This window comes from Chromobacterium sp. HL1, assembly GCF_057418835.1.
The window spans coordinates 2,132,823-2,154,589 of record NZ_CP162399.1 but is presented as its reverse complement, the minus strand read 5'-3'; the positions used below and the strand labels follow the sequence as shown (position 1 = coordinate 2,154,589).

General features: G+C 63.3%; 18 protein-coding genes and 2 tRNA genes. 8 read left to right on the top strand and 12 right to left on the bottom strand.

Annotation, left to right across the window (positions count from 1 at the left end):
- Positions 1-103: 103 nt before the first annotated feature.
- Positions 104-1,099, top strand: coding sequence for an LD-carboxypeptidase (locus tag AB1Z25_RS09815; protein ID WP_486637128.1), 996 nt, complete (start codon positions 104-106; stop codon positions 1,097-1,099).
- A gap of 102 nt (positions 1,100-1,201) precedes the next feature.
- Positions 1,202-3,661 (top strand): S9 family peptidase, encoded by a 2,460-nt coding sequence (locus tag AB1Z25_RS09810; protein WP_486637127.1) that lies wholly within the window; start codon positions 1,202-1,204, stop codon positions 3,659-3,661.
- On the opposite strand, the gene AB1Z25_RS09805 is transcribed toward AB1Z25_RS09810, so the two are convergent.
- Positions 3,658-4,800 carry a HoxN/HupN/NixA family nickel/cobalt transporter gene (locus AB1Z25_RS09805; protein WP_486637126.1) on the bottom strand — a complete coding sequence of 381 codons (1,143 nt, stop codon included), beginning with the start codon at positions 4,798-4,800 and terminating at the stop codon, positions 3,658-3,660. The two genes, AB1Z25_RS09810 and AB1Z25_RS09805, sit on opposite strands and share 4 nt — an antisense overlap.
- Before the next feature lie 125 nt (positions 4,801-4,925).
- Here AB1Z25_RS09805 and AB1Z25_RS09800 point away from each other — a divergent pair, with 125 nt between their 5' ends.
- Positions 4,926-5,201 carry a metal/formaldehyde-sensitive transcriptional repressor gene (locus AB1Z25_RS09800; RefSeq protein WP_486637125.1) on the top strand — a complete coding sequence of 92 codons (276 nt, stop codon included), beginning with the start codon at positions 4,926-4,928 and terminating at the stop codon, positions 5,199-5,201.
- 372 nt (positions 5,202-5,573) lie between these two features.
- Here the strand turns inward: AB1Z25_RS09800 and AB1Z25_RS09795 are convergent, their stop codons facing one another.
- The 11 genes from AB1Z25_RS09795 to tig all read right to left on the bottom strand — a co-directional run bounded on the left by AB1Z25_RS09795 (position 5,574) and on the right by tig (position 16,615).
- Positions 5,574-6,383, bottom strand: a complete 810-nt coding sequence (locus AB1Z25_RS09795; protein WP_107799206.1) for a MetQ/NlpA family ABC transporter substrate-binding protein — start codon at positions 6,381-6,383, stop codon at positions 5,574-5,576.
- Positions 6,384-6,450: 67 nt separating this feature from the next.
- Positions 6,451-7,137, bottom strand: coding sequence for a methionine ABC transporter permease (locus tag AB1Z25_RS09790; protein ID WP_107799207.1), 687 nt, complete (start codon positions 7,135-7,137; stop codon positions 6,451-6,453).
- The gene (locus AB1Z25_RS09785; RefSeq protein ID WP_486637124.1) at positions 7,137-7,874 is read right to left on the bottom strand and encodes a methionine ABC transporter ATP-binding protein; all 738 of its coding nucleotides are present in this window, start codon (positions 7,872-7,874) and stop codon (positions 7,137-7,139) included. Before AB1Z25_RS09785 ends, AB1Z25_RS09790 begins: the two co-directional genes overlap by 1 nt.
- A 371-nt stretch (positions 7,875-8,245) precedes the next feature.
- On the bottom strand, positions 8,246-10,081 hold the full coding sequence (locus AB1Z25_RS09780; protein ID WP_107799209.1) for a SurA N-terminal domain-containing protein: 1,836 nt from the start codon (positions 10,079-10,081) through the stop codon (positions 8,246-8,248).
- A gap of 72 nt (positions 10,082-10,153) precedes the next feature.
- Positions 10,154-10,230, bottom strand: a tRNA-Asp gene (locus AB1Z25_RS09775).
- Between the two features lie 6 nt (positions 10,231-10,236).
- Positions 10,237-10,312, bottom strand: a tRNA-Val gene (locus AB1Z25_RS09770).
- A 44-nt stretch (positions 10,313-10,356) separates the two neighbouring features.
- Entirely contained in the window at positions 10,357-10,746 is a 390-nt protein-coding gene (locus tag AB1Z25_RS09765) for an HU family DNA-binding protein (RefSeq protein WP_474456863.1), read from the bottom strand.
- 54 nt (positions 10,747-10,800) lie between these two features.
- Positions 10,801-13,218, bottom strand: a complete 2,418-nt coding sequence (lon, locus tag AB1Z25_RS09760; protein WP_107799210.1) for an endopeptidase La — start codon at positions 13,216-13,218, stop codon at positions 10,801-10,803.
- Between the two features lie 144 nt (positions 13,219-13,362).
- Entirely contained in the window at positions 13,363-14,637 is a 1,275-nt protein-coding gene (gene clpX, locus AB1Z25_RS09755; protein ID WP_107799211.1) for an ATP-dependent Clp protease ATP-binding subunit ClpX, read from the bottom strand.
- Between the two features lie 19 nt (positions 14,638-14,656).
- Complete coding sequence (gene clpP, locus AB1Z25_RS09750) at positions 14,657-15,289, bottom strand: ATP-dependent Clp endopeptidase proteolytic subunit ClpP (protein WP_107799212.1); 633 nt, start codon at positions 15,287-15,289, stop codon at positions 14,657-14,659.
- Positions 15,290-15,307: 18 nt separating this feature from the next.
- Positions 15,308-16,615 (bottom strand): trigger factor, encoded by a 1,308-nt coding sequence (tig, locus tag AB1Z25_RS09745; RefSeq protein ID WP_107799213.1) that lies wholly within the window; start codon positions 16,613-16,615, stop codon positions 15,308-15,310.
- A gap of 583 nt (positions 16,616-17,198) precedes the next feature.
- On the opposite strand from tig, the gene trxB reads away from it, so the two are divergent.
- The 5 genes from trxB to AB1Z25_RS09720 all read left to right on the top strand — a co-directional run bounded on the left by trxB (position 17,199) and on the right by AB1Z25_RS09720 (position 21,625).
- Entirely contained in the window at positions 17,199-18,155 is a 957-nt protein-coding gene (trxB, locus tag AB1Z25_RS09740; RefSeq protein ID WP_235088794.1) for a thioredoxin-disulfide reductase, read from the top strand.
- 4 nt (positions 18,156-18,159) lie between these two features.
- Positions 18,160-18,783, top strand: coding sequence for a Smr/MutS family protein (locus AB1Z25_RS09735; protein ID WP_227108205.1), 624 nt, complete (start codon positions 18,160-18,162; stop codon positions 18,781-18,783).
- A 99-nt stretch (positions 18,784-18,882) separates the two neighbouring features.
- Positions 18,883-19,335: a peroxiredoxin gene (locus AB1Z25_RS09730; protein ID WP_048414751.1), complete on the top strand. Its 453-nt coding sequence runs from the start codon at positions 18,883-18,885 to the stop codon at positions 19,333-19,335.
- A 59-nt stretch (positions 19,336-19,394) separates the two neighbouring features.
- Positions 19,395-20,798, top strand: a complete 1,404-nt coding sequence (locus AB1Z25_RS09725) for a PhoH family protein (RefSeq protein ID WP_107799216.1) — start codon at positions 19,395-19,397, stop codon at positions 20,796-20,798.
- Positions 20,798-21,625 carry an alpha/beta hydrolase gene (locus AB1Z25_RS09720; RefSeq protein WP_486637123.1) on the top strand — a complete coding sequence of 276 codons (828 nt, stop codon included), beginning with the start codon at positions 20,798-20,800 and terminating at the stop codon, positions 21,623-21,625. Before AB1Z25_RS09725 ends, AB1Z25_RS09720 begins: the two co-directional genes overlap by 1 nt.
- Positions 21,626-21,767 lie beyond the last annotated feature (142 nt).

Here is a 21,767-nt window from a genome sequence, read left to right as displayed (position 1 = left end):
GGCCCCGGATTCAATGACTGCCCGCATTCAATACTCTCGTCGCCAACTACTCCAGATGGGCGCGCTCAGCGCCGGCCTTGGCCTCTTGCAAGGATGTCGCACCATGGTTGACCAATCCCTTCCCGCGCCGGCAGCCGTCGGCAGCAGCCTCTATTTCACCGCCTGCTCCGGCCCCTTGCCGGACGCGCGCCAAAAGCAGCAAGCCGTGGAGCGGCTGCGCCTGGCCGGCTATCAGCTGGAAAACGTCCAGGCGCTGGACCGCCGCCATCAGCGTTTCGCCGGCAGCGACGCGCAAAGGCTGGCCGACCTCAATCAGCTGATCTCGCGCCGCAGCGCGCCGCAGCTGCTGGTGGCCGGCCGCGGCGGCTACGGCGCCACGCGACTGCTGCCCCACATCGACTACGGCCGGCTCTGCCCGCTGCTGCGCGAATCCGGCAGCCAGCTGATCGGCTACAGCGACTTCACCGCCATTCAGCTGGCCTTGCTGGCCAAGGGCGGGCTGGGCAGCTTCGCCGGCCCCATGGTCAGCGACTTCGGCGCCAAACAACCCAGCGCCTTCACCCTCAACGAATTCCTGACCACCACCACCACGACCAACCGCCAGCTGCGCGTCGACGCGCCGCAGCGCCACAACGCCAGCGGCGAAGGCGTGTTCTGGGGCGGCAACCTCAGCGTGCTCAGCAGCCTGGTCGGCACGCCCTATCTGCCGGACATCAAGGGCGGCCTGCTGTTCCTGGAGGACGTCGCCGAACAGCCCTACCGCATCGAACGCATGCTGCAGCAGCTGCATCTGGCCGGCGTGCTGGCCAAACAGCGCGCCATTTTCATCGGCGATTTCAATATGAGCCGCCAGGTCGACCTCTACGACCCCGGCTACACCCTGGACGCGGTGCTGGCGGAAATCCGCCGTCTGACCGGCGTTCCGGTGCTGACAGGCATTCCTTTTGGTCATGTCCACGACAAGACCACGCTGCCGATAGGCTTCCCGGCCCGCTTCAGCGCGGACGGCGGCGGCCTGACGCTGCAGTTCTTCGACTACCCGGTGACGCCGGCCAATCCGCAACAAAAAGAACTACTTAGCGTTTCCGCGCCGCTCTAAGGCGCTCGAGCCTCCCGCCGCCCGCGCGCGGCGCGCCTTGACGCTCCTGCGAGACTAGGGCAAGTTTTTCCGCTTGCCCGCCATCCCTCACAGGAGCCCCGCATGCCCCCTCGTATTCCGCTGCTGGCCGGCGCGCCGCTGATCGCCGGCCTGCTGGCCGCGGCGCCGTCAAGCGCCACCGAACAGGGCTATCAGACCCCGCCCGCCGAATTGCGCGCCCTGGTGGACGCGCCGCGCCCGCCCTTGCAAAGCCTGGGCCCCAAGCGCCGGACCCTGCTGCAAATCCATCGCCCCGGTCTGCCCGGCATCGCCGACGTCGCCCAGCCCGAACTCAAGCTGGCCGGCTTGCGCCTGAATCCCGCCATGCGCGCCGCCAGCCGTTTCGACTTCGGCAACGCGCTAAGCCTGCTGGACGTGAAACAGGGCCGCAGCCGCGCGGTGCGCGGCCTGCCCGCCGGGGCCCGCATCGCCGACAGCGCCTGGTCCGCCGACGAAAGCCGCGTGGCTTTCAGCCTATGGGGCGCCAAGGGCGTGGAGCTGTGGCTGTTGGACGTGGCCGACGCCCGCGCGCGCCGGCTGGGCGAGGTCCACCTCAACGCCGCCACCGGCCCCGGCTTCGCCTGGTTCGGCGAACAGCTGCTGATCAAGCGCGTGCCGGCGAAGCAAGGCCCGGCGCCGCGGCCGCCCCAGGCTCCGAGCGGCCCCAATATCCAGCAAAGCGAAGGCGGCGCGCCGTCCCAGACCCGGACCTATCCCGACCTGCTCAAGACCCCCTACGACGCCGACCTACTGGACTACCAGCTGCAAAGCCAATTGGCCTTGCTCAGCCTGGACGGCAAGCTCAGCCCCATCGGCCAGCCCGACCGCTATCTCGGCGTCAGCGCTTCGCCCAATCGCCAATACCTGCTGGCCACCCGCCTGCAACGCCCCTACTCCGGCCTGGTGCCGATCTCCCGCTTCCCCAAGCGCGTCGACGTATTGGACCGGCAAGGCCGCATCGCGCATACCGTGACCCAGCGGCCGCTGCTGGAACGCATGCCTTCCGGCAACGACGCGGTGGAAACCGGCCCGCGCGAAATCGCCTGGCGCGCCGACGCGCCGGCCAGCCTGTTTTGGGTCGAAGCGCTGGACGGCGGCGACCCCGGACAAAACGCCGCCGAACGCGACGCGCTCTATCTGCAAGCCGCGCCCTTCCAGCAAGCGCCGCGGCAGCTGCAGCGGCTGGCCAGCCGCTTCGCCGACGTCCGCTGGGGCCGCGGCGACCTGGCCCTGGTGCGCGAACACTGGTGGAAAAGCCGTGAACTGAAAGTCTGGCGCGCGCGCCCCGACCAGGACCGTCCGCCGGAACTGCTGAGCAGCCGCAAATCGGAAGACCGCTACAGCGACCCCGGCGAGGCGGCCATGATCAGCAACGTCAACGGACAATCCGTGCTGCAAACCACGCCGGACGGCAAGGCCATCTATCTGCTGGGCGAAGGCGCCGGCCCCGAAGGCGACCGTCCCTTCGTCGACCGCTACGCGCTGGACGACAAACGCGCCACGCGGCTGTGGCAATCGCAAGCGCCCTGGTTCGAACGGCCGGCCGCGCTGCTGGACGACGCAGGCCGGGACCTGCTGCTCAGCCGCGAATCCGTCAGCCAGCCGCCCAATCTCTACCGTCTGACGCTGGGGCAAGCGTCCGGACCGCTGGCGCTGACCCATGTGCCGCACCCGACGCCGCAATTGAAGGACGTCGCCAAGACACTGCTGCGCTACCGGCGCGCCGACGGCGTGGCGCTGACCGCCACCCTCTATTTGCCGCCCGGCTACGAGGCCAAGCGCGACGGCCCGCTGCCGGTGCTGATGTGGGCCTATCCCACCGAGTTCAAAACCGCCGCCGCGGCGAGCCAGGTGACGGAATCGCCCTACCGCTTCAATCGGATCAGCTATTGGGGACCGCTGGCCATGCTGGCGCGCGGCTACGCGGTGCTGGACGATCCGGGCATGCCCATCGTCGGCGAAGGCGAGAAAGAGCCGAACGACAGCTATCTGCCGCAGCTGAAAATGAACGCCCAGGCCGCGGTGGACGAAGTGGTGCGCCTGGGCGTGGCCGACCCGGCCCGCATCGCCGTCGGCGGCCATTCCTACGGCGCCTTCATGAGCGCCAATCTGCTGGCACACACCCGGCTGTTCCATGCCGGCATCGCCCGCTCCGGCGCCTACAACCGCACGCTGACGCCCTTCGGCTTCCAATCGGAGGAACGCAATTTCTGGCAGGCCAAAGAGGTTTATCAAGCCATGTCGCCGTTCAACTACGCCAATCAGATCAAGGACCCGCTCTTGCTGATCCACGGCGAAATGGACAACAACCCGGGCACCTTCCCGCTGCAAAGCGAGCGTCTATACCAGGCGCTGCAAGGCCTGGGCGCGGTCGCGCGGCTGGTGACCCTGCCGGCGGAAAGCCACGGCTACCGCGCTCGCGAATCGATATTGCACATGCTGTGGGAACAAGACCGCTGGCTGGGACGTTACCTGGGCCGCGCCGCGCCCCACGAAGCGCGGCAGACCTTGAACAAGCGCTAAGCGGCGAGGCCGCGCGCGGCCTGTGCGGCCATCGCCAAGCCCACCAGGAACATCAGGCCGGCGGACAGATAGGGCGCGCGCCGCGCCCACTCGCCCAGGCCGCCGAAACGAGCGCCCGCCTGGCGCACGCCCCAGGCCGCCAGCACGCCGACGCTGACCAGCGCCAAGGCCAGCCCCAGGCTGAACGACGCCACCATGGTGGCGCCCAGGGAGAAGCGCTTCAGATGCAGGCATAGCAGCAAAATGGTCACCGAGGCCGGACACGGTATCAGCCCGCCGGTCAGGCCGAACAAGGCGATCTGCGCATTACCCACCTTCCTGCCGGCAAAGCGCCGCTGGATGTGCTCGGCGTGCGCGCGTTCATGCGCGTCCTGATAGGCGGGCAGCGTCGCCGTCGCTCTTCGCGCCGGCTTGGCCGGCCCCGCGCTCACCGCCCGGCGATACGTCCCCGCTCCCTCGGCGCCGGCCGCCGCCGGCGCGAAACGCACGGGATAGCGATGAACGTGGCCGCCATGGCTTAGGAGCAAGGCCTTCGCCATCGCCCCGGCCGGCAAGCGCGGGCTGAGCAGATACTCCCCCTCAGTTTCAAAAGCCAGTTCCCCGGCCTTCCCCTCGCCTTGCCACGCCAGCGCCAAGCCGCGCCCATCGGGTTTCAGCCGTCGCAGGCCGGCGCCGTACAGGTACAAGGCCACGCGCAGACCGTCCTCGCGCAGAAGCAAGGCCTCGACCAGACCATGACCGGTGTCTATCATGCTGCCGCCGTTTGGCGGCCGCCGCATGGCCCGCGCCGCCAGATTGTCCCGCCGGGTGCGCCACAACATCCAGGCCGCCACCGCCAAAACCACTACGGCGGAAAACAGCATCAGATACGGCTCCGCCTGTTCGGCGATCAACTGATTGCCGTATTGGAGCGCCAGCGCCGCCAGCAGCCAGACGATCAGCGAATGCGACAAGGCCGCGCACAAGCCCAGCAGCACCGCCTGGCCTATGCTGCCGCGGATGGCGATGATGAAAGACGCCATCATGGTCTTGGAGTGCCCGGGCTCCAGCCCGTGCAGCGCGCCCAACAGGATGGCGGACGGAATGAACAGCCAGAGATTGATGTTGCCCTGTTGGATCAGCTCGGCGATTGGCGGCATCTTTGACCTTCTTTACAATGAGTTCCGTTTGGCCGCCGTGGACGATTGGAATCAACGCGTCCGGCGGCGGATTGTCGTCAATATACTATACCCCAGTATATTATCAATAGAAGGAAGCCGCGCGCATGCCGCATACCGTGAAAGACAAGAAGAAATTATTGACCCGCGTCCGCCGCATCAAGGGCCAGGCGGAAGCGCTGGAACGCGCGCTGGAACAGGAAGTCGATTGCTCGGCCGTGCTGCAACAGATCGCCGCGGTGCGCGGCGCCGTCAATGGGCTGATGATGGAAGTGATGGAGGGCCATCTGCGCGAACATCTGGGCCCAGAGACCGACGACCCGCTGCAGCGCAGCCGGGACCTGGAACAGGTGGTGGGCGTCTTGCGCTCCTATCTGAAATAAGAGCCCTAACAAAACCGCGCTGCGCACCTGAGCCAAGGCGCGCCGACACAGACAGTACCAATACGACAAGGAGGCGCAATGCAGGATCAGAGGTTTTGTCAGCGGGCCTGAGAAACCTGTTTACGATCTGCTGCGCGTTGTGGAGCGTTACACGGTGAGTGCCGCTTCGAAAGGCTCATGTACCGTGTGTACACTCCGCTTTCTCAGCGGTTTTCGCCTTGTCTCACCTTCGCTCGCGAGATCGTAAACACGTTCTAAGCGCGCAAAAAAAATTGGGAGGGCTAAGCCCTCCCATCAAGTCTTGTAGCCAGGAGTGTTACAAGAAATCCTGCGCCGCCGGCCGTCTGCCGGCGCGCGAGTAAGCGATCTCGCTTAGTTCCAATTCTGCGGCAGCTTGTAGCCCGCGTACTTCTGCTTGGCGAAAGCCTTGAACGCCGGCGAGTTGTAAGCCGCCACCACGTCCTTGGCCCAGGGCTTGGCCAGGTCCGCCGTGCGCACCGCGCCCCAGTTGACGTAGGCGTAGCTCTTTTCCTGATAGATCGCCTCGGTCAGCTTGATGCCGGAACTGGTGGCGTAATTGCCGTTGATCACCGAGAAGTCCACATCGCTGCGCGAACGCGGCAGTTGCGCGGCTTCCAGCGGAATGATCTTGATCTTCTTCACATTGACGGCGATGTCGCGCTCGGAAGCGGTCAGCGGGTTGATGCCCGGCTTCAGCTTGACCCAGCCCAGATCGGCCAGCATCACCAGCGCGCGGGCGAAATTGGACGGATCGTTGGGGGCGGCCACGGTGGAACCCACTTTGACGTCTTTCAGCGCCTTGATCTTGCCGGCGTAGATGCCCAGCGGCGCGGTCGGTACCTGGAACGCTTCTTTCAGGTTCAGCTTGTGCTCTTTGACGAAGTTGTCCAGATAGGGCTTGTGCTGGAACACATTCACGTCCAGCGCGCCTTCCTGCAAGGCCAGGTTAGGACGCACGTAATCGGTGAACTCCACCAGCTTGACCTTGTAACCCTGCTTTTCCAGGATGGGCTTGATCGATTGCTTGACCATATCGCCGAAATCGCCGACGGTGGTGCCGATCACGATGTCCTTCTTGGCCGGGTCCGCCGCCAGCGCCGCGCCCGCCGTCGCCAAACCCAATACCGACGCCGCCACTGCCTTGATCACGAATCTACGCATTTGTTTCTCCTGCTTGTCCATTGATAGGTAAAAGCTTAGCCCTGCCGGCGCCTGACGCCGGCGGATGTCAACGTTTGTCCAGCTTGGCGGCCAGCCGGTTGCCCAGCAGCTGGATGACTTGCACCAGCGCCACCAGCATCAGCACCATGGCCACCATCACATCGGTTTGATAACGGTAGTAGCCGTAACGGATGGCCAGATCGCCGATGCCGCCGCCGCCCACGACCCCCGCCACCGCGGTATAGCTCAGGAAGCTGATGGTCAGAATGGTCAGACTGGAAATCAGGCCGGAGCGCGCCTCGTTGAGCAAGACCTTGCAGATGATCTGCAGCGGGCTGGCGCCCATCGCCTCGGCCGCCTCCACCACGCCGCGCGGAATCTCGCGCAGCGTCTGCTCGACCAGACGGCCGAAATACGGAATCGCGGCAAAGGCCAACGGCACCGAAGCCGCCACCGGACCGATGGTGCTGCCCACCAGCGCTCGCGTCAGCGGCACCAGCGACACCATCAGGATGATGAAGGGGAAGGAACGCACCAGGTTCACCACCCAGCCCAGCACGCCGTTCAGCGCGCGGTTGGCGAACTGCTGGCCCGGCTGGGTCAGGTAGAGCACGATGCCGAGCGGACCGCCCAGCAAGACGGCCGCGCTCAGGCCTATGCCCAGCATCACCAGCGTTTCCTGGAAGGCCTGCCAGATTTCCGGCCCCATGCTCACCAGGTTTTGCAATGCTTCGTTCAGGGTTGCGGCATCCATTACGCGGCCTCCAGCAGCGAGCGCGCCAGATCGGAATCCGCCGCCACCTCGTTATTCGACACATCCACCACTTCCACCACCCGGCCGGCGTCCAGGGCCGCCGCGCGATGGCAGATCGCCCTCACCACGCCCATCTCGTGGGTGACGATGACAATGGTGACGCCAAAGCGTTGATTGATGTCCTTCAGACAATCCAGCACGGCTTGAGTGGTTTTCGGGTCCAGCGCCGAGGTGGGCTCGTCGGCCAGGATCACCTTGGGATTGGGCGCCAGCGCGCGGGCGATGCCGACGCGCTGCTTCTGGCCGCCGGACAATTGCGCCGGATAGTGATTGGCGCGGTCCAAGAGGCCCACCACTTCCAGGCACTCATGGACGCGCTTGTCGATATCCGCCTTGGCCCAGCCCGCCACTTCCAGCGGGAAGGCGACGTTGCCGGCCACGGTGCGGTTGGCCATCAAATTGAATTGCTGGAACACCATGCCGATATTCTGGCGCGCGCGGCGCAAGGCCTTGGCGGACAGGCTGGTCAGGTCTTCGCCGTCGACGATGACGGCGCCGTGGTCCGGACGCTCCAGCAGATTGATCAGGCGCAGCAAGGTGGATTTGCCGGCGCCGGAAAAGCCGATCAGTCCGAAGACTTCGCCCGGACGAATCGTGAGAAAGGTGTCCGTGACCGCATCGAACCAGCCCCCCTCGGGGTGACGGAAACGCTTACGAACATTTTGCAGATGAATCATTCCAAATACTCCAAAAACACAAGGCCCGCCAATGAACTTGGCGGGCCTTGCATGGGAATCTTCGGAATCACTACGGAATCGAGATTACTGTAAGCAGATGCTGGATCACGTCCTGGGGCTGCTTACCCACGCTTTAGCTGTTTTACGCCCGCAAGCTGTGTTCAAATCGGCGACTAAATTTGTTTATGATTGAACATCTATTTTCGTTTCCAGTCAATAGTTCCGACTAAAAAAGATTGAAATTATCTCATCCCGCGCAAAAAAAATCGTCCGTTTAGCGCTCAAAATTATAAGCAAATCAGCGCGCGGCATATGAAAAACCGCCGCCAGCAAACGCTGACGGCGGCGATCGGACATCGTTCAAACCGGACTTATTGCGCGTCGGACAAACCCTGCTTGCCCATCGTCACGCTGTACTTCTGACGCAAGGTGTCCAAATAGCTGGACAGCTGGGCGTTGGCGTTCATCTCGCCCAGGATCGCGCTCAGCTGGCCGCGTTCGGCCTCGCTGGCCGCCGGCGCCGGAATCACCTTGTCGATGCGATAGAGCGCGTATTCGCCGTTGTCGCGCTTGGCGCCGGCGAAGGCCGGCAGCTTGCCCGCTTGAGCGGCGAACACCGCCCGCGCGTCGGCGATGGGCAGACCGGCCGGATCGCGGCGCAGCAGGGTCTTGGCTTCGCTCCAAGCCTTGCCCTCGCCCTTGCCCGCCTTCAGCTCGGCCAACAGCGCCTGACCCTTCTTCTCGGCCAGCTTGGCGCCTTCCTTGGCCACCAGCTCGGCCTTGATCACCTCGCGCACCTCGTCCATCGTCTGCTGACGCTCCGGCTGATGTTCGGCCACGCGCACCACCAACAGGCGGCTGTTGCCGATGTCCACCGGCTCGCTATTGTGCTTCTTCTTCAGCACGTCTTCGCTGAACGCCGCCTCAAGCACCTTGGGGCTATTGAGCAGCGGGTCCGCCGCCGGCTTGCCGCGGCTCAGCCAATCGGAATGCTGCGGCTGCAGCTTCAACTGCTCTTGCAGCGCCTTCAGCGAATCGCCCTGCTGGTAGGCCAGTTCGGTCAGCTTGTCGGCCTGGCTGCGGAACAGGCTGCCCGCCTGCTGACGCTGCAGCTTCTCGGCGATAGCCGCCTTCACTTCGGCGAAGTCCTGAGCCTTCACTTCGTCCAACTTGATGATGTGATAACCGAACTCGGTTTCGATCACTTCGCTGATCTGGCCCGGCTTCATGCGGAACACCGCGTCGTCGAAAGGCTTGACCATCATGCCGTGACCGAAGAAACCCAGATCGCCGCCATTGGCCGCGGAGCCCGGATCTTGCGACTTGGCCTTGGCCAGTTCGGCGAAACGGGCCGGATTGGCGCGCACGTCCTTCAGCAAGGCCTCGGCTTCGGCCTTGATCTTGGCCTTCTGCTCCGGCTTGGCGTCCTTGGCCACCGTCAGCAAGATATGGGAGGCGCGGCGCTGTTCATTGCTGAACTCGGCCTTGTGTTCTTCGTAGTATTTCTGCAGCTCGGCGTCGCTGGGCTTAAGGCCTTGAGCCAAGGCGTCCTGGGACAGCAGCACGTAGTCGAGCTTGACCCGCTCCGGTACGCGGAAACGCTTCAGGTTGGCGTCGTAGAAGGCCTTGAGCGCGGCGTCGTCGGTCTTGACCTCGGCGGCGAAATCCGCCGGCTTCAACAGCAAAGAGCGCACTTCGCGGCCCTCGCCCAACAGGCCGGCCAGACGATTGACCACGGTGCCGGCGACGAACTCGGTGCCGGCGATGCCGGTCAGCTGGCTTTGCAGCACGATGTCGCGCTTGACCTGGGTTTCGAAGGCTTCCGGAGACGGGTAGCGGTTTTGCAGGAATTCGCGATAGCGTTCCGGGCTGAACTTGCCGTTGTCCTGGAAGGCGGGAATGGAGGCGATGACTTTGCGCAACTGCTCGGGGCTGACGGTGACGCCGCGGTCATGCGCGTCGGACAGCAGCAGTTCCTGGCGGATCAGGTTTTCCAGCGCGGCCTGGCGGCTGGCCGGATCGGTGGGCTGGCCCTCCAAGGCTCGATCCAGATCGCGCTTGTAAATCTTGGCGGAACCTACCTTGGCGAGATAAGGGTCGTCGGAAGCTGCTTCATAGCTGCCCACGCCGAAGCCCACGAAGGTCAACGCAACAGCTCCCAATACAACCTGAATGAAGACTTTATTGTTCTGGACAAACTCGAACATGGCGATTGGCTTGAGCCACCCTTGTCAAAAAAAAAGGTGAACGCTGTATTTCGTTCACCTTTTTGTGAGTTCTGGCGGAGCGGACGGGACTCGAACCCGCGACCCCCGGCGTGACAGGCCGGTATTCTAACCAACTGAACTACCGCTCCGGACTGTGGTGGGCGTTGACGGAGTCGAACCGCCGACATTCTGCTTGTAAGGCAGACGCTCTACCAACTGAGCTAAACGCCCCTCGAAACACCTTGCCAGCCGCTAGGGGCTGCCAAGGCCGCTAATTATAGCGCGTCTTTCAGTGCCTTGCCAGCACGGAACTTCGGCGAACGAGCTGCCGGGATCTTGATGGTGGCGCCGGTCTTCGGGTTGCGGCCGCTGCGTTCAGCGCGTTCGCCAACGTAGAAGGTGCCGAAGCCCACCAGGGTCACGGTATCGCCCTTTTTCAGAGCGTCGGTTACAGCGGCCACCATGCCGTCCAGCGCCTTGGCGGCGGCGGCTTTGGAGATATCGGCCTCAGCGGCAATAGCGTCAATCAGTTCAGACTTGTTCACGTAAGTCCCCTTTCGTCGTTCTCGGTCTACGTAATTCGGATAAAAACCGCTTGCTTTATAGCAAGGGCGAAATCCTTGTGTCAAGCGGCTTTGACGGGCATTTTGCCATTTCGCAAACACACTGGAAAGCCGCTTGAACACAAGTTATTCAGCGTTCGGCTAAGGCCATGATTCTTAATGCTTCATCACGGACACGCCTTGCGCTGCCTCCTGCGTCCCTCGCAACTCCTCCGCCGGCTTTTCTTCTTCCGACAAAGGCTCCGGTTGCCGCTCCAAGGCCAAAGCCAAGACTTCGTCTATCCACTTAACGGCATGGATTTCGATTTTATGCTTGATATTGGCGGGAATTTCAACCAAATCTTTTTCGTTGCCTTTGGGGATCAACACGTGCTTGATCCCGCCGCGATGCGCCGCCAGCAGCTTCTCTTTCAGGCCGCCGATGGGCAATACCTCGCCGCGCAGCGTGATCTCGCCGGTCATCGCCACGTCGGCGCGCACCGGAATGCCTGTCAGGATGGACACCAGGGCCGTGGTCATCGCAATGCCGGCGCTGGGCCCGTCTTTGGGCGTCGCGCCTTCCGGCACGTGGATGTGCATATCGCTCTTCTCGTAGAAGTCCGGCTTGATGCCCAGCGAACGCGCGCGGCTGCGCACCACGCTCATCGCCGCGGTGATGGACTCCTGCATCACCTCGCCCAGCTGGCCGGTGCGGATGATGTTGCCCTTGCCCGGCAGCGACACCGCCTCGATGGTCAGCAGTTCGCCGCCCACCTCGGTCCACGCCAAGCCGGTGACCTGGCCGATGCGGTTCTCGTCCTCGGCGATGCCGTAATCGAAACGGCGCACGCCCAGGAATTTGTCCAGGTTGCGGCCGCTGACGGTCACCTTGCTCGCCTTGCCGGCCTTCAGCGAGGCGCTGGTCACCACCTTGCGGCAGATCTTGGCGATTTCGCGGTCCAGGCTGCGCACGCCGGCTTCACGGGTGTAGTAGCGCACGATGTCGCGCAGCGCGGTCTCCTGCACCGCCAGCTCGCCCTCCTGCACGCCGTTGGCCTTCATTTGCTTGGGCAGCAGGTATTTGGTGGCGATATTGACCTTTTCGTCCTCGGTGTAGCCAGCGAGACGAATGATTTCCATCCGGTCCAGCAGCGCCGGCGGAATGTTCAGCGAGTTGGCGGTGGCCACGAACATCACGTCGGACAAGTCGAATTCGACTTCGGCGTAATGATCGATGAAGGAGTGGTTCTGCTCCGGGTCCAAGACCTCCAGCAAGGCCGACGACGGATCGCCGCGGAAATCCGCGCCCATCTTGTCCACTTCGTCCAGCAGGAACAGCGGGTTCTTCACCGCCGCCTTGCTCATGTTCTGCAGCACCTTGCCCGGCATGGAGCCGATATAGGTGCGGCGATGGCCGCGGATCTCGGACTCGTCGCGCACCCCGCCCAGCGCCATGCGCACGAACTTGCGGTTGGTGGCGCGCGCCAGGGACTGGCCCAGCGAGGTCTTGCCCACGCCCGGCGGCCCCACCAGGCACAGAATCGGCGCCTTGAGCTTGTCGACTCGCTGTTGCACCGCCAGGTACTCCAGAATCCGCTCCTTGACCTTCTCCAGGCCGAAGTGATCCTCGTCCAGCACTTCCTCGGCCTTGGCCACGTCCTTGCTGATCTTGGTCTTCTTCTTCCACGGCAGTTCGAGCAGGGTGTCGATGTAGTTGCGCACCACGGTGGCTTCCGCCGACATCGGCGACATCATGCGCAGCTTCTTGAGCTCGGACATCGCCTTCTCGCGACCCTCCTTGCTCATGCCGGCGACCTTGATCTTGTTTTCCAGCTCGTCGAGGTCGCTGACCTCGTCCATCTCGCCCAGCTCTTTCTGAATCGCCTTGACCTGCTCGTTCAGATAGTACTCGCGCTGGCTCTTTTCCATCTGCCGCTTGACGCGGCCGCGGATGCGTTTTTCCACCTGCAGGATGTCGATTTCGCCTTCCAGCTGCGACATCAGGTGCTCGAGGCGCTGCTGCACGTCGAACATCTCCAGCACTTCCTGCTTCTGCTCCAGCTTCAGCGGCAGGTGGGCGATGATGGTGTCGGCCATGCGGCCGGCGCGGTCGATGCCGGCCAGCGAATTCAGCACTTCCGGCGGAATCTTCTTGTTCAGCTTGACGTACTGCTCGAACTGCGCGAGCAGCGCGCGGCGCATCGCCTCGGTTTCGGTCGATTCCTCGGCCTCCGGGCTCAGCGGCTTGAAGGCGCCGACGAAGCATTCGTTTTCTTCGCCCACCGATTCGATCATCGCGCGCTGACGGCCTTCGACCAGCACCTTGACGGTGCCGTCCGGCAGCTTGAGCATCTGCAATACCGAAGCGATGGTGCCGACTTGATACAGGTCGTCGGCGGACGGTTCGTCCTTGGAGGCGGAACGCTGCGCCACCAAGAGGATTTGCTTGCCCTCGTCCATCGCCAGCTCCAGCGCGCGGATGGACTTGGCGCGGCCGACGAACAACGGGATCACCATATGGGGGAAGACCACCACGTCGCGCAGCGGCAGCAATGGCAGCGTGGCTTCTTCTTTGAGTTCTGCGGGTTGCGGCATATCACCTAACCTTGCTTATGAAACAATGCTTGGGAGATGGGGGGGCGGACAGTAAAATTCAACACCCCCATACTAAATCAGATTTCCGGCTCTACAAATAAAAAACCGCCCGGTTTGGGCGGTCTCCGGAGTCGCGGCGGACAATCAGGCCGATTGCGCCTTGTCGTCCTTGTCGCGATAAATGAACAGCGGTTTGTCGCCCTTGTCGATAACCTTTTCATCCACCACGACTTTTTCCACGTCGGCCATGGACGGCAGCTCGTACATGGTGTCGAGCAGCGCCCGTTCCAGGATGGAGCGCAAACCGCGCGCGCCGGTCTTGCGGCTCAGCGCCTGCTTGGCGATCACGCGCAAGGCGGACGGACGGACTTCCAGCTCCACCGACTCCATCGAGAACAGCTTCTGATACTGCTTGATCAGCGCGTTCTTCGGCTGGGTCAGGATGGTGACCAGCGCCTCTTCGTCCAGCTCCTCCAGCGTGGCCGCCACCGGCAGCCGGCCGATCAGCTCGGGAATAAGACCGAAACGGATCAGATCCTGCGGCTCCACTTCCTGGAACAACATGGACAAGCTCTTGCCGTCGTCCTTGGAGCTGATGTCGGCGCCGAAGCCGATGCCGCCCTTTTCCGAGCGCTGGCGAATGATCTTCTCCAGCCCGTCGAAAGCGCCGCCGCAAATGAACAGGATATTGGTGGTGTCCACCTGGATGAATTCCTGATTCGGATGCTTGCGGCCGCCCTGCGGCGGAATCGAGGCCACGGTGCCCTCGATCAGCTTCAGCAAAGCCTGCTGCACGCCCTCGCCCGATACGTCGCGGGTGATGGACGGGTTTTCCGACTTGCGCGAGATCTTGTCGATCTCGTCGATGTAGACGATGCCGCGCTGGGCCTTGTCCACGTCGTAGTCGCATTTTTGCAGCAGCTTCTGGATGATGTGCTCGACATCCTCGCCCACGTAACCCGCTTCGGTCAGCGTGGTGGCGTCGGCGATGACGAAGGGCACGTCCAGCAAGCGGGCCAGAGACTGGGCGAGCAAGGTCTTGCCGGAACCGGTCGGACCGATCAGCAGGATATTGCTCTTGGCCAGCTCGACCTCGCTCTTGCTTGCCGGGCTGCTCAGACGCTTGTAGTGGTTGTACACCGCCACCGACAGGGTCTTCTTGGCGAAATCCTGACCAATGATGTATTGGTCGAGATCCGCGCGGATTTCCTGAGGCGTAGGCAGCGGACTGTCTTCGGAGGAGGACGCGGCGTCGCCGACGCCCTTCTCCAGCTCCTCGCGAATGATGTCGTTGCACAGCTCGACGCATTCGTTGCAGATGAAGACCTGCGGCCCGGCGATCAGGCGTTGGACTTCATGCTGGCTCTTGCCGCAGAAAGAGCAGTAGAGAAGCTTTTCATTGCTGTTCTTATCAGCCATTGGCGGATTCCATCGCTCCTTAAGCTTTCACGTCCTTGTGGGACGTCAGCACTTTGTCGATCAAGCCGTAGGCCTGTGCCTCGTCGGCGGACATGAAGTTGTCGCGCTCGGTGTCGGCGATCACCCGCTCCAGTTGCTGGCCGCTATGTTTGGCCAGCAGCTCGTTCATCTTGGCCTTGACTTTGACCAGTTCGCGAGCATGGATCTCGATATCGGTGACCTGGCCGGACAGGCCGCCGCCGTACAGCAGCGGCTGGTGAATCATCACCCGGCTATTGGCCAGCGCGAAGCGCTTGCCCTGCGCGCCGGCGGCGAGCAGGAAGGCGCCCATGCTGGCGGCCTGGCCAATGCACAAGGTGGAAACATCCGGCTTGATGAAGTTCATCGTGTCGTAAATGGACATGCCCGCGGTAATCGACCCACCCGGCGAGTTGATGTAGAAGTGGATGTCCTTGTCCGGATTTTCCGATTCAAGGAACAACATCTGCGCCACAACCAGGTTGGCCGACTCATCCGTGACAGGGCCCACCAGGAACACGATGCGTTCCTTCAGCAGACGCGAGTAGATGTCATACGCGCGCTCGCCGCGGCCGCTCTGTTCCACCACCATGGGCACCAGGCCCAGACCTTGAGGTTCCATCATCGATTTCATCGGCCACTCCAGCTGTTATCAGGCGTTGTTGCCCATCAGGGCGTCGAAGGACAGTTCTTTCTCTACAACATTGGCCTTGGACAGCACAAATTCAACCACATTGTCTTCCAGTACCATGGAAGTCGGGCCTTCCAGGCGGTCCGGGCTGGCGTAATACCAGGTCAGCACTTCAGCCGGATCTTCGTAGCTGTCGGCGAACTCGGTGATCATGGCCTTGACTTGGTCCTGCTTGGCTTCCAGCTTGTTGGATTCCACCACTTCGGACAGGATCAGGCCCAGAGCCACGCGGCGCTCGGCTTGCTGAGCGAACAGTTCCGGCGGGAACGGCATGTCTTTGACGTTCATGCCGCGTTGCTGCATGTCGCGACGGGCTTGCTCGACCAGACGGCCGATTTCCAGGCTGACCAGGGCTTTCGGCAGTTCGATCTCGGTGGCGTCCAACAGCGCCTGCATCACGTTTTCCTTGGTGCGGGCCTGCAGACGGCGCTTCACTTCGCGCTCCACGTTCTTGCGGATTTCAGCGCGCATTTTCTCAACGTCGCCATCGGCGATGCCCAGCAGCTTGGCGAACTCTTCGTTCACTTCCGGCAGCACGGCTTCAGCCACGTTCTTCAGCAGGATTTCGAACACGGCGGTTTTGCCGGCCACGTCCTTGCCGTGGTAATCCTCGGGGAAGCTCACTTCCACACTCTTGATGTCGCCTTCCTTCATGCCGGCGACGCCCGCTTCAAACTCGGCCAGCATCTGGCCTTGGCCCAGCACGAAGGGGAAGTTCTCGGAAGAACCGCCTTCGAAGAGCACGCCGTCGATGGCGCCTTTGAAGTCGATGATCACGCGGTCGCCGGTGGCGGCTTCGCGCTCAACGCGGTTGTAGCGGGTGCGCTGCTTGCGCAGGATATCGATGGTTTTCTCGATTTCGGCGTCGGTCACCGGGGTCAGCGGCTTTTCCACTTCCTTGCCGGCCAGCTCGCCAACCTTCACTTCCGGGTAAACCTCGAAAGTGGCGGCGAACTTGAAGTTTTCCTTGTCGTCGCCGGCGGCTACCGGCTCGAAGCGCGGGTAGCCGGCAACGCGCAGCTTCTGCTCGCTCACGGCGGAGTAGAAACCCTGTTGAACCTGTTCACCCATCACTTCTTCACGCACCTGGGCGCCGTAGTTCATTTCCACGATCTTCAGCGGAGCCTTGCCCGGGCGGAAACCTTGAATCTTGGCGTTGCGGGCCACGCGCTTCAGGCGCTCGGCCACTTGCGTGTCGATGGCCGCCATCGGCAGGGCGATATTCATGCGGCGCTCAAGATTGCTCAATGTTTCCAGCTGTACTTGCATGTTAAATCCTTAAGTGTGTGACAGGTTTAGTCATCTGGGACGGTACGACGCCACGGATCGGCAGACACGAAGGACATTGCCTCACCTCAGAAGTGGCGCTGCGCGGAGTTACACCACGCACCCAACGCGAAAACGGACAGTATAGCACGCGGCCGGTGCTGGCAAGTAGCCGCCGCGCGGCCGCGGCAGGCCAAGCGGGCCTAGCCCCGCCGCGGATTCCGGCATGACGGCGCCCCGAAAAACGGCAAGCTTTTGAATCGACGCGTGAATGCGCAAATGATTTCAGCCAGAACCAAGCCCGGCCGATAGGACGGCCGGGAACGGCGATAAAGGAATTCAATCAGCAATGTTGAATATTCCAATCAAGCCAACGCTTAACCTTGCCCCGCCGCTCTTGTATATTGTCAGCCGAAACGCCGGCGCCCGCGCGCGGGCCCGCTGGCTGAATAGTCCGCTCTTGCTCTTGGATTCCGACGGACAGACACCATACTTCAGAACTGAACGACTCGACCTCGGCGCCCAACCGGCCGCCCCGGTTTGACGCAATCGGTTTCATTACCCGCTTCTCACACAGGAAAACATCATGACCACGACTCGCCACAGCCCCCTGCTGATTCTTGGCTCCGGCCCCGCCGGCTACACCGCCGCCGTTTACGCGGCGCGCGCCAACCTGAAGCCGGTGCTGGTCACCGGCCTGGCGCAAGGCGGCCAGTTGATGACCACCACCGACGTGGACAACTGGCCCGCGGACGCCGCCGGCGTGATGGGCCCGGAACTGATGCAGCGCTTTCAGCAGCATGCCGAGCGCTTCGGCACCGAAATCCTGTTCGACCACATCCACACCACCCATCTGCATGAAAAACCGATCCGCTTGGTGGGCGACGCCGGCGAATACACCTGCGACGCGCTGATCATCGCCACCGGCGCCTCGGCCAAATACCTGGGCCTGGCCTCCGAAGAAGCGTTCAAGGGCAAGGGCGTGTCCGCCTGCGCCACCTGCGACGGCTTCTTCTACCGCAACCAGGACGTGGCGGTGATCGGCGGCGGCAACACCGCGGTGGAAGAAGCGCTGTATCTGGCCAACATCGCCAAGCACGTGACCCTGATCCACCGCCGCGAAACCTTCCGCGCCGAGAAGATTCTGATCGACAAGCTGATGGACCGCGTCAAGGAAGGCAAGATCAGCCTGAAGCTGAACGCCACCCTGGACGAAGTGCTGGGCGACGCTTCCGGCGTCACCGGCCTGCGCCTGAAGTCCATGCAGGACGCCTCCACCGAAGAAATCAAGGTAATGGGCCTCTTCGTCGCCATCGGCCACCAGCCGAACACCGAGATCTTCAAAGGCCAGCTGGAAATGGACGGCACCGGCTACCTGATCACCAAGAGCGGCCGCGAGGGCAACGCCACCGCCACCAGCGCGGCAGGCGTGTTCGCCGCCGGCGACGTGCAGGACCACATCTACCGCCAGGCGGTGACCAGCGCGGCCTCCGGCTGCCAGGCCGCCCTGGACGCGGAACGTTACCTGGACAGCCTGAAGTAAACACTTGAAAGCCTTCAAGAAAGCCTTGCAAGGCCTGCGCCAGCAGGTGCGCGACTCCCGCGCGCCGGCTGGCGTTTCCGTTTCCGCCGCGCCGCCGGCCGAACCGGAACCGGATTTCCGCCAGCTGTTCCGCGACGTCAAGCCGCTGAAGCCGGACAACCGCCACGCCAGCCCTCGCCCCAAGCCCAGCCCGCATCCGCGCCGCCGCCATCAGCACGGCCAGACGTCGGAAGCGGTGCAACAGGCCTTGCTGCAGCAGATGGTGGGGTGGTTCGAACCGGCAGAGATCGACGCCCATTTCGCCCGCCCCGGCATGCCCTCCGCCACGCTGAAAAAGCTGCGCGCAGGCTTCTGGCCGGTCTGCCGCCAGCTCGACCTGCACGGCTGCGACCGCTACCAGGCCCAGGACGCCTTGGCGCTGTTCCTGCACCAGGCGCGGCGCCACGGCCCCTGCGTGCGGGTGATACACGGCAAGGGCTTCGGCTCCAACGGCCAGCCCGTGCTCAAGCGCATGGTGCGCGCCTGGCTCAAGCACCACCCCGATGTGCTGGCCTTTTGCGAGGCCGGCGAATCCATGGGCGGCGCCGGCGCGCTCTTGGTGCTGCTGCGGCGGGAACACGCGCCGTGAAAATTTCGTTACCCATTCCCATTGTCTAACCGGGCGGGAATCCGCTAATCTCAAAACAAGGCGGACGCACCAACCCAGTTCCACCACAGGAGTTACTGCATGTCCGGCATTGCTTGCCCCGACTTCACCCTGCCCGGCACCGCCGGCGTCTCGTTTCAGCTGTCCAGCAGCCCCAAGCCGCTGGTGATCTACTTCTACCCCAAAGACAACACCCCCGGCTGCACCAACGAAACCATGGATTTCCGCGATCTGCACGCCGAATTCGCCGCCGCCGGCGCCGCCGTTGTCGGCATTTCCCGCGACAGCCTGAAGTCTCACGAGAACTTCAAAGCCAAGCTGGAGCTGCCATTCGAATTGTTGTCCGATGCAGAGGAGGTTGTTTGCAATCTGTTTGGCGTCATCAAGATGAAGAATATGTATGGCAAACAGGTCAGAGGGATTGAACGCAGCACCTTCGTGATTGGCCGGAACGGCGACATCGCGCGCGAATGGCGCGGCGTCAAAGTGCCAGGCCACGCCGCGGCGGTGCTGGACTTCGTCAAGACGCTCTAAAAACCGCGACGGGGTCGGCCGATTTCCGGCCCGCCCCGCGATAAAACCAGGGGATCATCATGGCCAGCCGCAAAAAAATCAGCGCCAGCAAGCTGTTTGTTCTCGACACCAACGTGCTGCTGCACGACCCCACCTGCTTGTATCGCTTCGAAGAACACGATGTGTTCATCCCCATCATCACGCTGGAAGAACTGGACACCCACAAGAAGGGGATGTCCGAAGTGGCGCGCAACGCGCGCCAGGCCAGCCGTTTCCTAGATGAGATCGTCAGCGGGGCCGAAGCCAAGATCGAATCCGGCATTCCGCTGAAGAGCGCCAGCCGCGACGCCGCCGCCGGCAAGCTGATCCTGCAGACCCAGGCGATACACAGCGTGCTGCCGCCGTCTCTGCCGGTGGGCAAGGCCGACAACCAGATCCTCGGCATCGTGATGGCCTTGAAGGAGTTGCAGCAAGGCCGCTCGGTGATCCTGGTGTCCAAAGACATCAATATGCGCATCAAGGCCCGCGCGCTGGGCCTGGACGCGGAAGACTATTTCAACGACAAGGTGCTGGAAGACACCGACCTGCTCTACACCGGCACCCGGGAAATCGACGAAAGCTTCTGGGAGCGCAACGGCAAGGACATGAAGTCCTGGCAGGAACAGGGCCGCAGCTACTACCAGGTCAAGGGCCCGGACGGCCAGAACCTCTACGTTAACCAGATGCTGTGGCAGGAAGGCGCCCAGCCGCTGCAGGCGCGCGTGACCCAGGTGGAGGGCAAGACCGCGGTGCTGCAGACGCTGAAGGACTACAGCCACCACAAGAACAATGTCTGGGGCATCACCGCGCGCAACCGCGAGCAGAACTTCGCCCTCAATCTGCTGATGGACCCGGAGGTGGACTTCATCACCCTGCTGGGCCAGGCCGGCACCGGCAAGACACTGCTGACGCTGGCCGCCGGCCTGGCGATGACGCTGGAACAGAAGCTGTACTCCGAAATCATCATGACCCGGGTCACCGTGCCGGTGGGCGAGGACATCGGCTTCCTGCCCGGCACCGAAGAGGAAAAGATGGCGCCGTGGATGGGCGCGCTGGAGGACAATCTGGACGTGCTCAACAAGAGCGACGACGATGGCGGCGACTGGGGCCGCGCCGCCACCCGCGACCTGATCCGCTCCCGCATCAAGGTCAAATCGCTGAACTTCATGCGCGGCCGCACCTTCCTCAACAAATACCTGATCATCGACGAGGCGCAAAACCTAACGCCCAAGCAGATGAAGACCCTGATCACCCGCGCCGGCCCCGGCACCAAGGTGGTCTGCCTGGGCAATATCTCGCAGATCGACACCCCCTACCTGACCGAGGGCAGTTCCGGCCTGACCTATGTGGTGGACCGCTTCAAGGGCTGGGGCCATTCCGGCCACATCACGCTGCAGCGCGGCGAGCGCTCGCGGCTGGCGGACCACGCCGCCGAAGTGCTGTGATGTCCCCGCGCCTGGAGCTGCTGCATCAAGCCCCGGCGCCAACGGCGGCGCGTCTCGCGCCGCCGTTGTTGTTCGTGCACGGCGCCTTTTGCGGCGCCTGGTGCTGGCGGGAATACTTCATGCCCTGGTTCGCCCGGCAAGGCTACGATTGCTGGGCGCTGAGCCTGGAGGGACACGGCGGCAGCGAGGGCCGGGATTACCTGGCCGCGATCGGCGTCGACGACTATGTGCGCAATCTCGACGCAGCGCTCAAGCAATTGCCGGCCGCGCCGGTGATGGTGGGCCACTCCATGGGCGGCTACGTGGTGCAGCAATACCTGAGCCGCCACAAGCTGCCCGGCGCGGCCTTGCTGGCCTCGGTCCCGCCCGGGGGGCTCGCCTCGTCCAGTCTGCGCTTGCTGACGCAGGCGCCGGCGCTGTTTCTCAAGCTCAATATGTACCAGCACGGCCTGTACGATCCGGAGTTCATCGAACTGAAGGACATGCTGCTGTCGCCGGACGCGCCGGAATCGGCGGTGGAGCTGCTGATCAGCCGTTGCCAGCAGGAAAGCCAGCGCGCGCTGATGGACATGACCCTGGTCAACCCGCTGGCCAACCGGCCGCTGGCGCGGCTGCCGGCGCTGGTGCTGGGCGCGGCCGAAGACCGGCTGGTGGGGCCGGAAGACGTGGTGGCCACCGCGCGGCGTCTGGACGTGGCGGCGGACATCCTGCCCCATCTTGGCCATATGATGATGCTGGACACGCGCTGGGAGAGCGCGGCGGAATGGCTGGCGAACTGGCTGGAACGGCAATTTCCGGAAGACTGGGATCAGGCGCTCAGCGCCTGATAACCTGCTTACGATCTGCTGCGCGTCATGAGACGTGGCGCGGCGAGCACCGCTTCGAAATGCTCATATGCGCATCGTGAACAGGTTCTGAACCCGGCAATAAAAAAAGCGGCCTAAGCCGCTTTTCCAGTCACCCCGCCGT